The following is a 13,282-nucleotide window of genomic DNA, read 5'->3' as shown; positions in this document are numbered from 1 at the left end:
TGTGAAGAGGCGGCAATTACGACTGCCGCCCCTTGCTTATGCTTCACATAGAGGAACGGATCTCTGATGCGAGGTCAGCCAAGGTTGTCTTTACATCGGCTCCATTGACCATCTTCTGCATGGCAACCGCCCAAGCATTCATTGCTTCGGCAAAGCCTACTCGGGGCGTAAAGGCCAATGCAGCCCTCTCCTGCACGCTCTTGAACGTGTCGACGAAGTTGTTGAATTCAGGCTTGGCAGCATATTCGAGCCAAGCCTTGTCCGCCCAGGTGGAGGCCCGCGGAGGGTTGACGAGCTTGCCGGCAACGGCACCATTCAGCTCGACCTGCTTTGACGTTGCCCATTGGATGAACAGCCAGGCCGCACCCTTCTTCTGGGAAGAAGCGTTCATCGCAAGCGACCAGATCCAGATGTTGGATTCGAAGTTCTTGCTGTTCGGAGCACGCAAGGAGGGTGCGAAGGCGATCTTCCCCGAGGCTGGCTTGCCGGCCACGTCGTTCCAGAACCCGAACATGTTGGAATCGATCGCCATCGCGGTTCGTCCTGAGTTGATACCATCGACCACTTGGTACCAGTTGTCGTTGGCAAAGGACGGAGCCGCACATTTCCTGATCATGTCGACATAGTCTTTGTGGAACGCGATCGACTCTGGCGACTCCAGACCTGTCTCGAGCTTGCCATCCTTGATGAGGAAATCATGTACGCCGTAGGATTTGGCAATCGAGATGGCGGCGGTGTGGATGCTGCTCCAAAAGCGGACGCCGCGCACGCCCAACGGCGTAATCGCGCCGTCCGCAGCCTTCAGCTTTTCGCACGCCGCGGACATCTCTGGCGGGGTCGTCGGAACCTTGAGGCCGTACTTGTCGAGGATGTCCTTACGGTAGAACAGCTGGATGTTCTCAAAACCATGCGGGATCGCCCAAACCTGCCCGCTTCCGGGCTCGATCTGGCCCTCCTTGACTTTCCAGGTCAGGGCATCCCGCAGCGCAGGGAAGAAGTCCTTGTAATCATAGCCTGCAGCGGTGAGTTTTGGATCGTTCAGATATCGATCGAGCGGCTCAAGCAACTGGCCCGGCGCGAGATCCCAAGCGGGCTGAATCCCCGTGCCCACGACGTCCCAGCTTGGTGACTTCGTGCTGAGTTGGATCGTCAGCTTATTCCAATATGCGTCGTCCGGATAAAGCTCCGGCGTCACCTTGATGCCGGTGAGCTTCTCGAACTCAGGCAGCTGGGCTGCGACCGCGTCGGCGTACGGATGAATGTCGTAGGCCCAGACGATCGATGCACCTTCGAACTGCCGCCAGTTGATGTCGTCCGCCTTGGCGTGGGTAGACGTCATGGCCGACCCGGCCAAAAGCGTGCAGCATATAAGAGCTTTTCTGACAAAATCGGCAGAATGGCCGCAACCAGCGGCGAGCTTCCTTGGCATGATCCCCTCCGATGGGCTCTTTGGCCCGTAAACCACGCGCCCTCCTCATCCGAAAGGCCGCAGTGGCGGGAACGCTAGCGGTCATTCTTCCGTCGTAACCGGCTTTTCGAACTCAGGTTGGGTAAAATTGAGTAAGGTCAAAAAGTGGATGATTCAGCACAGAATCGCGGATTGGACGCCGGGCCAGACGGGTATTGAAGTTAGAGGCATGGAAGCAGTGATGCTGCACATTTATTCAGCGCATGCAAAACGGCAGGCTAATGATCAGCTTGCCGCGCAAGCGTATGCCGGTTCGGCTCGAGCGTCTATGATGACTTCCACTGAACTGCTCAAGAGCACTGAGCGCAAGGCTCGTCAGGGGTTGGGTTGATCGTGCAAATCAATTCCTCGAGTTGCGCTCAAGCAGCCTTCGCGGAGGTCCTGGCCCTAAACAGGCCCTCGCATTGAACGCGAGGACCCGTTTCGATCTACGGGCTCCGCAACCCGATAGAGCGAAGCGTTTGCTGCAACGCGTGATCAATCGTCGATAATTGACTAAGCCTCAGCAGCAGCAGTTCATTCAACGAGTTTATTTGGCATTGAAGGTTCTCGCGCACGCGCCGGTCATCAACGCTCCCAGTCATGCTCTCAATGGTCCTGAGACATTCGCGCAAACTCTCGATGCTCCGTCGCAATGTTTGACAATGTCTCCTGGTCTCTGAGATCTGGTTTCTCTCCTCGAACGGAACAGTGATGATGTTTGCGCCCGCAACTTCGGACGAAGTCTCAGCTGTATCCATTTGATTCCTTCATTTCGGATTGTGCTGCCCGTTGATCTTCCTTCAGGACGGTGGAAGCGCCTACTAGGCAGCTTTAGGGTACGCGAACCATCATCAGGAACTTCTCGACTCGGGTCTTCAGTCGCCGCTGTCGTTGGACCGCCTCTGTGCCAAGACAAGCAGCTGGATTAAAGCCGAACAGGCGTCCGTTGCGCCGCGTTTGACGTCGGCAATGCATCCCATTGCCGCCTTACGCTCCTGCTGCACGTTTCGGGAAATGCCTTTGCGTGGCTGGCTACCCCCTGCTCTCAACTGCAGACGGGATCGCCATGAGATTTCCGAGACCCGGCTTATGATCCCGCCGATCTTCTGGATTGCGAGGGAACCTACGGCCGACTGCATATCATCGATTTGTGGACTGATCTCGCCAGTCTCAAGCCGTCCGCAACCGACGAAGCCATTTATGGTCGGCTTCCCGCCGCTCCCTGAACCGGTCGACGCATTTCTTGGAGCAAAGTGCCGTTCGCCAGCTGTAGTAGCGTACGAGCCCAAACCCTCGACCGCACATTGCGCAGAACTTTACTGAACCGTGCTGGGAACGATAAGAGCTATCGTGCATTCTCGCCTCCTGTCGGCGTTACGTGGGTGCCTCCTGCATCTTCTTCACCGCAGCACTGACCTACGGGACGACAATGCCAAGCCTCTCGGCGCACGATTGGCGCAAGAGTCTGAGTGCGCCCTCCTTGGCGACCGGAACATTCAATTTGAGTGCTTCGCCGTGACTGCTGAACCTAACGATACCTGAATCTTAATTGATGCAACAAACAGGGTCTTAACTGTGAAATCCTGCGCTCTGACCCGCATTCTCGGCGCAAATCAACAGATCGAGCCAGTAGGGCGCGTATAGCTGCATCGCCTGGCGCAGGGTGCGCCAGTCTTTTTAACTGGCGAGATCCGATATCCCCTGGCTATGAGGTCGGTGAGATGTAAACTTGAAGGCTGCTTTGGCGAAGCCGAAGCGCCTGCCTTCGTCAGAAAAGCATGCGGAGCAGATCGAATCCCGCCTTGGGAGCCCCCGCCTGCATTCGATGAGACAGAGGCAAGATGGGCGAGATTGCCAACGGCGATTATTGTTTGAAATCATCGCAGCGGAATGACGCTTTGAACGCGGTCTGCAGCGTGTCCGTGGTTAGGGAAGAAAGCCAGCGCAATCGCTCGAGCCGACAAGACCCAGATCGGACCGGCGTCGAACTCGCCATCCGCCTGCAGCACCGTGACACCCCACTCCGCGACGCCCTCGAGAATGGCCCGGTCGAGAGCCGCAGGACCGCGGTCACCTGGCGGGCCGGGGTGCACGATGAGGCAACGCACGCCAGCCAGACATCGTCCGGGATCGGCCTTTTCAAGAACGGCGCGATAACGAGGTGGGGCGGATACAGCGCAACACTTCGCGGGTCACGTCGGGATGGATATCGAGCTCGACCGAGATCTCATGGTTACGCTCGCAGAGTTCGACATGCAGCCGCTGCGTCAGGTTGTTCAAGGAATGCGACAAAAGCAGAATGCGCATCCTGAGCCTCAACAGATCCGAGGTAATTGTTCGCCCGACAGCCAGTCGACGATCCTTCCGCCGCCAAAGCTCGTCGCCATCTGCACGAAATGGTGGTCGTCTGCCACGGCCTCGCCGATCTCGGCGGCATCACGGCCGAACGGATGCACCCGCATCGCCGCAAGCACGGCTGCTGCAACCTCGGGCGCCACGATCGCTGCGAGCTTGCCTTCGTTGGCGACGTAGAGCGGATCGAGCCCGAGCAGTTCGCAGGCCGCAGCAACACCTGGCTTCACCGGGATCGCCGCCTCCTGAAGTCGGAAGCCGAGGCCGGACTGCTGGGCGATCTCGTTCAGCGTCGCGGCGAGCCCACCGCGGGTGGGATCGCGCATCAAACGGATGCCCTTGCCGCCGGCCGCCAGCATGCTCGCCACGAAATCATGCAACGACGCGGAATCAGAGACGATCTCGGTCTCAAAAGCGAGGTTCTGGCGTTTGGACATGATGGCGACGCCATGGTCCCCGAGCGTTCCAGAGATCAGGACACGATCGCCGACGCGGGCATTCCCAGCAGAGAGGTCGAGCCCGGCAGGCACGACACCGACCCCGGCTGTCGAGATGAACAGGCCGTCGGCCTTGCCGCGCTCGACGACCTTCGTGTCACCGGTGATGATGTAGACGCCCGCGGCTCGCGCAGCCTCGCCCATGGAATCCGCAATCATCTTCAGGTCGGAGAAACGAAAACCTTCCTCGATGATAAAGCTCGCTGAGAGATAGAGGGGCCGCGCGCCGGCCATGGCGATGTCGTTGACCGTGCCATGCACGGCGAGCGAGCCGATATTGCCGCCCGGAAAGAACAGCGGCGAGACCACATAGCCGTCGGTCGTCATCACCATGCGCCCGGCGCCGACATCGAACGCAGACTGGTCGTTGCCGCACGCCAGCCATTCATTGCCGAAGGCCTCGTGGAACAGGCCCGAGATCAGTTGCGACATCGCGCGGCCACCGGATCCGTGGGACAGGTCGACGCAGCCGTTCCTTATGTCGAGCTTGCGCTGATGGGCTTTCATGACGCGCGCCGTTGCTGATGATCGCGGAAGCGGCCGTAAGTCCAGTGTGCCGCACATGCACCCTCGGACGAGACCATGCAGGACCCCATCGGCGTCTCCGGCGTGCACACCGTGCCGAACAGCTTGCAGTCGACCGGCTTCTTCACGCCGCGCAGGATGGCGCCGCATTCACAGGCCGGACTGTCGGCAACGCGAAGCTCGTTCATGTCGAAGCGGACCTCGGCGTCGTATTTGGCGTGGGCCCGCTTCAGCTTGAGCCCGCTATAAGGCACTAGGCCGAGACCGCGCCACTCGAACTGGTCGCGCAGCTCGAAGATGTCGGAGACCTCCTCCTTGGCGCGCAGATTGCCGTCACGGGTCACTGCGCGGCTATACTGGTTCTCCACCTCATGCCGGTGCTCGTTGACCTGCCGCACCAGCATCAGGATCGCCTGCATCATGTCGAGCGGCTCGAAGCCCGCGATCACCACCGGCTTGCTGAATTCTTCGGCAAAGAACTCGTAAGGCTCGGTGCCGATGATGGTCGAGACATGGCCCGGCCCGACGAAGCCGTCGATCTCGACGCGGCCGATATTGCGGATATCGGGGCTTTCCAGGATGTTCTGCATCGCCGGCGGCGTCAGCACATGATTGCAGAACACGCTGAAGTTCTTGAGCTGCTTCTTCTCAGCGAGCCGGATCATCACGGCGGTCGGCGGCGTCGTGGTCTCGAAGCCGATGGCGAAGAACACGACCGCGCGGCCGGGAATTTCTTCCGCAACACGGATTGCATCAATCGTGGAATAAACCATACGGACGTCGCCGCCGCGCGCCTTCGCCTTCAGCAGCGAGGCACCCTGCGAGCCCGGCACCCGCATCAGGTCGCCGTAGACGCAAAGGATCACGTCCGGCCGCTCGGCGAGCAGGATCGCCATGTCGATGCGTCCCGCTGGCAAGACGCAGACAGGGCAGCCGGGGCCGTGGATCATCCGCACGTTCTTCGGCAGCATGTCCTCCAGCCCGTAGCGGGAGATTGCATGCGTGTGGCCGCCGCAAAATTCCATGAAACGATAGGATTTTTCCGGATCGGCCTCCGAGCGAATCGCCTTCGCCAATCCCAGCGCGATCTCCTTGTCGCGAAACTCGTCGGCATATTTCATTGCGCGGCCTCCCGGCTTTCGGCGCCGATTTCACGCAACAGCCCCAGCGTCCGCTGCGCCTCCTCCGGATCGATCTTGGTCAGGGCGTAGCCCACATGGATGATCACGTAGTCGCCGACGGCGAGGTTTTCGATCAGCGCCACCGAGATCTCCTTGCTGACGCCATCGATCGAGACGACGGCCATGTCGTCGGGCAGGAGCTTTGTGACCTCAGCAGGTATCGCGAGACACATCAGGCGTTTCCTTCCGGGCCTTGCTGTTCGAGGAGTTGGAGCGCGGCGACCCAGGCCTGCCCGAGGCTAAGGCCGCCGTCATTGGACGGCACCTGGCGAGGCAGCAACGGCGAGAGCCCGGCGGCGACGCAGCCGCGCCCGATCTCGCTTGCGAGGATCGCGTTGAGGAAGCAGCCACCGCTCAGGATGACGGTCGTTACGCTGGTCTCCAGTGCCGCGCGCGCGATCCAGTCGATGCAGGCGGCGGCGAAGGTGCCATGGAAGAGGTCGGCCCCATCGACCGGATCGACCGCAAGGCGCTCGAGCAAGGGGAAAAGAGACAGCACGCCATTCTCGATCGTCCAGCCGTCCTCCGCGAGGCTCGGTGTGCGGACACGCGCTTCCAGCTTCATTGCGGCTTCGCCCTCGTAACTCTGCACCGGACAGAGACCAAGCAGCGCCGCCGCCGCGTCAAACAGCCGGCCGGCGCTGGTCGTCGTCGCCACGCCGGGCTGGTCGAGCATAGCGCAGAGACGCGCAGCCTGCGGCTGCATCGCAAAGCGCTTCGCAATCGCGTCGCCGCGCCGCAAGGCGTGCAGCACGCTCGCGGCCATGCGCCACGGCTCGCGCGTCGCGCGATCGCCACCGGGCATCTTCATCGGCGCCAGATGTCCGAGCCGCCGGAAGCGTGCACCATCGCACGAGAGCAACTCGCCGCCCCAATTGCCACCGTCGCTGCCATAGCCGAAGCCGTCGAGGACCAGCGCCAACGCTGGCCCTGCGACGCCATGTTCCGCCATCACGGATGCCGCATGGGCATGGTGATGCTGGACCGCGATCAGCCGCCTCCCGCTGGCTTCGGCGAAACGGGTCGAGGCCATGTTCGGATGCAGGTCATGGGCGATGACGACCGGCTCGATGTCCAGCGTCGAGAGCAGGTGATCCACCGTCTCCTCGAAAAAGCGAATGCCTTCCGCGGTGTCGAGATCGCCGATGTGCTGGGAGACGAAGGCTTCGTTGCCGCGGATGACGGTGACCGTCGACTTCAGCGCGCCGCCGACCGCAAGCACCGACGGGACGGACTTCGCGAGTCTAATCGGCTCGGGAATATAGCCGCGGGCGCGGCGGATGAACTGCGCTCGGCCCGCGACCACCGACACGACAGAGTCGTCCGCGCGGGTGACGATGTCGCGGTCATGCGTGACGATCAGGTCGGCGATGCCGGCAAGCCGCCGTTTGGCCTCGTCATTGACGACCACCAGCGGCTCGCCGCCAGGATTGGCGCTGGTTGCCACGATCGCCCAACTTGCGCCGTCCGCTCGCGGATGCGCCGAATTGAGCGCCTTCAGCACAAGATGATGCAGCGGCGCGACGGGCAGCATGACGCCGATCCGCGACAGCTCCGGCGCAATCGCGGGCGGGAGCATATCGCGGGATCTCATCAGCACGATGGGCCGCGGCGAGGATTCCAGCAGCGCGAGCCCGACCCCATCGATTTCAGCGATCTCGCCGACCACATCCGTCGAACCGACCATCACGGCGAACGGCTTCTGATTGCGATGCTTCCGGCGCCGCAGACGCCACACAGCCGCATCTTCACGGGCATTGCACAGCAATTGATATCCGCCGAGCCCCTTGATCGCGACGATCCTTCCATCAGCGATCGCAGTGGCGATCTGCTTGGTATCATGACTGATCCTTGGCCCACAGCGCGGGCAGGCAATTGCTTCGGCGTGGAAGCGACGGCTCGCCGGATCGGCATAGTCTGCTGCGCAGGCCGTGCACATCGCGAAGCGTCTCATCGCGGTGGTACGGCGGTCATAGGGCAGCCGCTCGGCGATGGTGTAGCGCGGGCCGCAATGGGTGCAATTGACGAAAGGATAGAGATGGAAGCGGCTCGCCGGATCAAACAGCTCGCTCAGACACTGCGGACAGGTCGCGGCATCGGCGGCGATCCGGGTCGAGACCTTGCCCTGCTCACTGACGCGGATGTGGAACTCGTCGCTTTCGGTGATGCCGACCGGTTGCACGGAAATCTCGTCTATCCGAGCCAGTGGCGGTTTTTCCAGCGGCAGCGCATCGACAAAATCGGCGGCGCGGTCGCCCTCGACCTCGATCACCACGCCACCGGGATCATTGGCAACGAAGCCGCCGAGCCGATAGCGCGCGGCGAGGCCGTAGATGTAGGGACGAAAGCCCACGCCCTGCACTGCGCCGCGCACCTGCAGGCGCAGCCGTGTTCGGTCTCGCGCCATGGCCTCGCCGCTCATGCTGATCCCGACACGGCCATCTCGGTCGGCTTCATCTGTGCAATCCGCTTGCGAATCCAGGCATAGAATGCCGCAAAACCCTCACCGGAGCGCGCCGACACCGTCGAAACCTCAATCTTCGGACTGACCCGGCGCGCATATTCGATCGTCCTTGCAAGATCGAAGTCGAGTACGGGCGCAAGATCGATCTTGTTGATCAGCATCAGAGAGGAGGCTGCGAACATGTCCGGATATTTCAGCGGCTTGTCCTCGCCTTCCGTGGTCGAGAACACCACGATCTTGCAGGCCTCGCCGAGATCGAACGCCGCGGGACAGACGAGATTACCGACGTTCTCGATGAAGAGGATGCCGCCGTTAAGCCAGGGCAAGCGGTTATAGGCTTCGCCGACCATGGCGGCATCGAGATGGCAGCCCTTGCCGGTATTGATTTGGATCGCCGGCACGCCGGTCGAGCGGATCCGTTCGGCATCGTTGGAGGTCTGTTGATCGCCTTCGATCACGCCAATCGGAAAGCTGTCCTTCAGCTCGGACACGGCACGAACCAGAAGCGAGGTTTTTCCGGCGCCGGGGCTCGAGACCAGGTTGAAGACGAGCACGTCGTCGGTTCGGAAGCGCGCGCGGTTGTCGGCGGCAAGCCGATTGTTCTTGCAGAGAATGTCGCGATCGACCTGGATGATGCGGTCGCTGCTCATGCCGGCGATCTGCTGGCCTGCCGGATTGGCGCTGCAATCGACCAGCCCGCTATCACCGGGCGCGTGATCATGATGATGGTGATGGTCGTGGCTGTGCCCATGATGATGCGAATGATCGTGCTCATGGGAATGATCATGGGTGTGTTCGATGGACGCTTTGGCATCACTGCAACCGCATACCGTGCACATCAATCGACCTCCAGCTCCCTCACGCGCATCTCTTCGCCGCCGGTCGCCTGCAATTGATAGCTGCCGCAGGACGGACATGGCTCATAGCGCTGCTTGATCTCGACGCCTTTGGAGCAGGCCATGCACCAGGCCGCCCCCGGCGTCTCGACGATCTCGAGCCTTGCCCCTTGCGCAATGGTGGGCGCGGCGACGGCCTCGAAGCAGAACTTCATCGCCTCAGGCGCAACATGGCTGAGCGCACCGATCTCCAGGCACACGACGTTCACCCTAGCGAAGGCGCGCTTGCGCGACTCCTCCTGGATAATCTCGATGATTCCTTCGCACAGCGCTATCTCATGCATGGCCGATCTCGCGGAAGCTGAGGCTGAAGCCGACGCACGGATCGAACGAGCTGACGAGCGTGCGGACCGCATGCAGCCCCTGCCGGCCCCCGGCGAGAACGGATCCCTGGAGGCTGCGAACCAACGGCCCGCGGGCATGGAAATTCCACTCCGTCGGGGCCAAGAATTCGAAGCGGACGATGCGGTCTTCATCGTCGAGCTCGACGGCATGATACAGCCGGCCCCGCGCGCATTCGACGGCACCCGCGCCTCTGCCGGTCCCCAGCCGGTAGCTCTGGAGGACGGCGTCCTCGACTGTCCCATCGTCCGCCTCTAGGAAGGCGCAGAGCCGCGCCACTTCCGCGATCCGCGCCTTCAGACGCTCGGCGGGCCCCGCGCCCGGCGGCAGGATCGGCTCACGCCCAACCCGCCGTGCCCAGACGCCGGTCTCCGGAATCCGGCCATGGAGATCAGGCGCATCGGAAAATATCGCGCCATCGGCAAGCAGCCGCATGACGATTTCGAGATCGTCGGCTGCCGACAGGAATGACTCTTCGACGACCGGCGGCAGCAAGGCATGCCCATCGAAATTCGCAAGATGTACCGCCAGCGCGCTGCCGGCCCCGGGGGTTTGCTCCTCGCTCGCGATCCCGAGCGCGGCGAGCGATGCCCTGATCTTCGCCACCGCCTCGCGGCGCGAGACCGCCTCCCCGCGCTCGGCGATGCTGCCACCCAGAACGGCCGTGGCCTCCATCATGGCACGAACGGCTGCGGCGCCGGGGCCGTCAAGCGTGAGACGGCCAACGAACAGGCCGCGCAACAATTCGGTCAGGCGTTCGGCGACGACAGCGACGACGCGACCGTGCTCGATCTCGAGACTGGCATGCTCGCCCCGCGCCGCCTCGACCGCGGACAGGAAAGCTACCTGATGCGCCATCGAGCACAGGGAGAACAGACGCGACAGCACCGACGGCAGTGACGAGGCCGGCTTTCCCGCGAACAAGCGCGTCAACGGCGGCCGGCTGCGCGGCCGGATCGCGACGTCGGCAATCGTGCCGCCGGCGAGCCACACCGTGATGTCGATCTCGTTGCGGAAGGCCAGACTCATCCGCACCGCTCCGTCAGAACACCGCGCAGGAAGTTACGCCGATCGATCGGGCTTGTTGCGGGCTCGCGACGACGGACCGCCTCCTCGCTGTCGGCCGGCAGCATCAGCTCGGCGAGGGTCGCTTCGGCCGTCGCCCGCGCGGCGACCATGTCCGCGAACTGGAACATCGGCGAGAACAGCGAGCAGCTCGCGATCAGGCCCATTTGTCCGACCTCGCTGAGAGTGAATTCGATATCGCCCGCAGGGAAGCGCATTCGCAGGCTCGGGCCCGACGTATCCCGCGGGATCGCGCTCGCCGGCATCACCACGTTCATGAACCAGGGCGTGACCATGATGCCGATGATCGTGCCGTTGAACCAGCGGAAACCGACCGCTTCGACGCCGAGCGCGTCGTTGTAGATCGGCAGATCGCGCATCGCGCGCTCGCCGATCTCCCGATAGCTTCCTGCCAAGAGCTCGCCCCACGCGTCGGCGTCGGCAACGCTGGCAGGAATTTGCGCATCAGCCGTCATGACTCGATCGCCATGAACTTGGATTTTGGAGAGTCGCAGTTCGGGCAGCGCCAGTCTTCCGGCAACGCCGCGAACGGAGTGCGGGGCTCGATCTGTGCCACCCCGTCGCCATCAGTGGGGTCATAGACCGTCCAGCAGATGCCGCATTCCAGCCGCGTGACATCGGCGACGTCCTGGCGCTTCTCGAACCCGCTCATTTGAAATAGGCCTCGATGATCTCCTGAAGCCGCTCAGCCGAGTCCTCGAAATCCTCGTCAGCCGCAATCGCCACCGTCGGCACGCCGCCGACCTCCAGCGTATCGAGGATGATGGCGTCCATGGCGTTGAAGAACTGCACCGACCAGACATTGCGAATGCCCGTGGAGAGCACCCGGCAGCTACCATAGCCGCGAGAAACCAGTTGGATCGGCCCGTTCTTGATCGTGTCCTGGAGAAAGCTCATGTCGACCAGGCTCATCGGCAGCAGCGTGAAATTGATGATCTGCGAGCGGATGCCCGGCCACCATGCGAGCGCCCGCTCGCGGATTTCCGCAAGCACCGGCAGCACGTTCATGGCACCTTCGGGGGCCTGCCCGATCTCGAAATCCGCAGCCGTGAGATCGGCAGCCGCGCGCTTCACGATCTCCGGGATCGGCCCGACCTCGAGATATTCGTGATTGGCGTCGAGCCGCACGCGCCAGATCCCGGCCAGCACAGATTCCTGGATCTGCGCCAATGATCCATCGGGCAGCGCAACGACGGCGGCCACTTCGCCCTCGCCCATCACGTCGGCAATCAGCTTGCGCTCGAGATCGTTGAGATTGCCAAGCCGGAACAGTTGCGTCGGCATGTCGGCCTTCTGGCTCCCGATCGCTGCGGCCACCTTCGACAACAGCTCGATGACCTTCGGGCAGATCCTGGCGAGTTCCGCGCTGTCGAGCTTGGCAAGCTTGGCCAAGGCACCCGCCGCGGTCAGACTGCCGCTCGTCGCGTTCAGGTTCTCATCGCCGATCGGAAACACGTTGATCGGCTGCTCCGCGCCCTCGGGCGCAGTCCAGAAACCCGCTTTCACAGTTCGACACCTTGGCGGTGTTGGGGAACGACGGTTGTCATGACAACGGCGCGCGTGCCGCGCGGACAGTCGATCAGCTTGGTGATGCGGTCGACATAGGTCGACCAGTCCTGGATCTTCGCGATCAGCCCGAGTGTCTCGCCCTTGGCGACGAAGATCAGCGTCGGCTGCACGCGTACGCCAAAACGCTGGCCGAGTTCGCTCTCGGCACCGCGGGCGATCATCGCGGCACGCAACCGATCCTTGAATGCCTCGATCAGCTCCGGCAGCACGACCGCGACGTCGGTCGCCTCCGGAAAACGCGCGGGGTCTCCTGCCGACAGCAACACGGCGATGGCGCGGGCCTCGTCGGTCGTATTCAGAAAACGATCGACCGTCGCAGCATCCACCTCCGGCAAGCCACGCCGCGCCAGTTCCTGCCTTCCCTGCTGCAATTTCATCAGACCTCCCCTGACAAGCTTACAATTCTGCTGGGAATAGGGATCAGCAAGGTACGTGCCAAGGACGGTTATCACCTTTCCTGATTTATCTAGTTGATTTGAATCATATATTTCCACGACAGAAGATGCATCAATCCCAGGACGGAAAGCTAATTTCCATATCGGATGAATGAACCTAGCAGATAGAAATTTATCTTCCAGCGAGGACGCGGGCTCTCGCGGAGCGGGCTGCCGCCCTAATCAAGCCGGAGATGCTCGGGCAGTTGCGGCTCGCGGTCAATGAGGTCGGCGAAGAAGCGATCGCAATCCTCGCCATTGATCGCCGCGCACAGACCGTCGATCGCGGCGCCGATCAGGCGCGCCTCGGCCTCATGCAGAAGCCGAACCGCGGTGTCGATAAAGACCAGCACCCTGGCACCGGCCGGCGGGTCCGAGAGCAGCAGCATCGAAACGCGCCGCTGCTCGCCTCGGAACTCGCACAGCGCCGATATCCCGTCAGTCTCAACGATCGTCATCGGCAAGCCGAGGCACATGGCGGATCTC

At 62.3% G+C, this 13,282-nt stretch carries 16 protein-coding genes; 1 reads left to right on the top strand and 15 read right to left on the bottom strand.

Annotation, left to right across the window (positions count from 1 at the left end; translation table 11 throughout):
• Positions 1-43: 43 nt before the first annotated feature.
• Positions 44-1,429 (bottom strand): sugar ABC transporter substrate-binding protein, encoded by a 1,386-nt coding sequence (locus IVA96_RS04310; RefSeq protein ID WP_247277963.1) that lies wholly within the window; start codon positions 1,427-1,429, stop codon positions 44-46.
• A gap of 127 nt (positions 1,430-1,556) precedes the next feature.
• Between IVA96_RS04310 and IVA96_RS04305 the strand changes: the two genes are divergently transcribed.
• Entirely contained in the window at positions 1,557-1,799 is a 243-nt protein-coding gene (locus tag IVA96_RS04305) for a hypothetical protein (RefSeq protein WP_247354109.1), read from the top strand.
• A gap of 1,528 nt (positions 1,800-3,327) precedes the next feature.
• Here IVA96_RS04305 and IVA96_RS04300 read toward each other — a convergent pair.
• The 14 genes from IVA96_RS04300 to IVA96_RS04235 all read right to left on the bottom strand — a co-directional run bounded on the left by IVA96_RS04300 (position 3,328) and on the right by IVA96_RS04235 (position 13,272).
• Positions 3,328-3,543, bottom strand: a complete 216-nt coding sequence (locus IVA96_RS04300; protein ID WP_247354153.1) for a hypothetical protein — start codon at positions 3,541-3,543, stop codon at positions 3,328-3,330.
• A gap of 46 nt (positions 3,544-3,589) precedes the next feature.
• Complete coding sequence (locus IVA96_RS04295; protein ID WP_247354108.1) at positions 3,590-3,757, bottom strand: hypothetical protein; 168 nt, start codon at positions 3,755-3,757, stop codon at positions 3,590-3,592.
• A gap of 8 nt (positions 3,758-3,765) precedes the next feature.
• Complete coding sequence (gene hypE / locus IVA96_RS04290; protein WP_247301004.1) at positions 3,766-4,806, bottom strand: hydrogenase expression/formation protein HypE; 1,041 nt, start codon at positions 4,804-4,806, stop codon at positions 3,766-3,768.
• Positions 4,803-5,945: a hydrogenase formation protein HypD gene (gene hypD, locus IVA96_RS04285; protein ID WP_247415495.1), complete on the bottom strand. Its 1,143-nt coding sequence runs from the start codon at positions 5,943-5,945 to the stop codon at positions 4,803-4,805. The genes hypE and hypD overlap by 4 nt, the downstream gene beginning before the upstream one ends.
• A complete protein-coding gene (locus IVA96_RS04280) occupies positions 5,942-6,178 on the bottom strand; it encodes a HypC/HybG/HupF family hydrogenase formation chaperone (protein WP_247301001.1) in 237 nt (78 codons plus the stop codon). The genes hypD and IVA96_RS04280 overlap by 4 nt, the downstream gene beginning before the upstream one ends.
• The gene (gene hypF, locus IVA96_RS04275; RefSeq protein WP_247415492.1) at positions 6,178-8,427 is read right to left on the bottom strand and encodes a carbamoyltransferase HypF; all 2,250 of its coding nucleotides are present in this window, start codon (positions 8,425-8,427) and stop codon (positions 6,178-6,180) included. The genes IVA96_RS04280 and hypF overlap by 1 nt, the downstream gene beginning before the upstream one ends.
• Complete coding sequence (gene hypB, locus IVA96_RS04270; RefSeq protein WP_247277970.1) at positions 8,424-9,308, bottom strand: hydrogenase nickel incorporation protein HypB; 885 nt, start codon at positions 9,306-9,308, stop codon at positions 8,424-8,426. The genes hypF and hypB overlap by 4 nt, the downstream gene beginning before the upstream one ends.
• Positions 9,308-9,649, bottom strand: a complete 342-nt coding sequence (hypA, locus tag IVA96_RS04265; RefSeq protein ID WP_247277971.1) for a hydrogenase maturation nickel metallochaperone HypA — start codon at positions 9,647-9,649, stop codon at positions 9,308-9,310. Before hypA ends, hypB begins: the two co-directional genes overlap by 1 nt.
• A complete protein-coding gene (locus tag IVA96_RS04260) occupies positions 9,642-10,736 on the bottom strand; it encodes a nickel-dependent hydrogenase large subunit (RefSeq protein ID WP_247335145.1) in 1,095 nt (364 codons plus the stop codon). The genes hypA and IVA96_RS04260 overlap by 8 nt, the downstream gene beginning before the upstream one ends.
• The gene (gene hybE, locus IVA96_RS04255) at positions 10,733-11,248 is read right to left on the bottom strand and encodes a [NiFe]-hydrogenase assembly chaperone HybE (RefSeq protein ID WP_247415490.1); all 516 of its coding nucleotides are present in this window, start codon (positions 11,246-11,248) and stop codon (positions 10,733-10,735) included. Before hybE ends, IVA96_RS04260 begins: the two co-directional genes overlap by 4 nt.
• On the bottom strand, positions 11,245-11,445 hold the full coding sequence (locus IVA96_RS04250) for a rubredoxin (protein ID WP_247335150.1): 201 nt from the start codon (positions 11,443-11,445) through the stop codon (positions 11,245-11,247). The genes hybE and IVA96_RS04250 overlap by 4 nt, the downstream gene beginning before the upstream one ends.
• Complete coding sequence (locus tag IVA96_RS04245; protein ID WP_247415488.1) at positions 11,442-12,299, bottom strand: hydrogenase expression/formation protein; 858 nt, start codon at positions 12,297-12,299, stop codon at positions 11,442-11,444. The genes IVA96_RS04250 and IVA96_RS04245 overlap by 4 nt, the downstream gene beginning before the upstream one ends.
• Positions 12,296-12,739 (bottom strand): hydrogenase accessory protein, encoded by a 444-nt coding sequence (locus IVA96_RS04240; RefSeq protein WP_247415486.1) that lies wholly within the window; start codon positions 12,737-12,739, stop codon positions 12,296-12,298. The genes IVA96_RS04245 and IVA96_RS04240 overlap by 4 nt, the downstream gene beginning before the upstream one ends.
• Before the next feature lie 236 nt (positions 12,740-12,975).
• Entirely contained in the window at positions 12,976-13,272 is a 297-nt protein-coding gene (locus IVA96_RS04235; protein WP_247300994.1) for a HypC/HybG/HupF family hydrogenase formation chaperone, read from the bottom strand.
• Positions 13,273-13,282: the final 10 nt, after the last annotated feature.

Origin of the sequence: Bradyrhizobium sp. 159 (assembly GCF_023073795.1) — a bacterium.
Taxonomy (GTDB): Bacteria; Pseudomonadota; Alphaproteobacteria; order Rhizobiales; family Xanthobacteraceae; genus Bradyrhizobium.
Note: the sequence above shows the minus strand (reverse complement) of the source record. Positions and strands in the feature narration are given on the sequence as shown.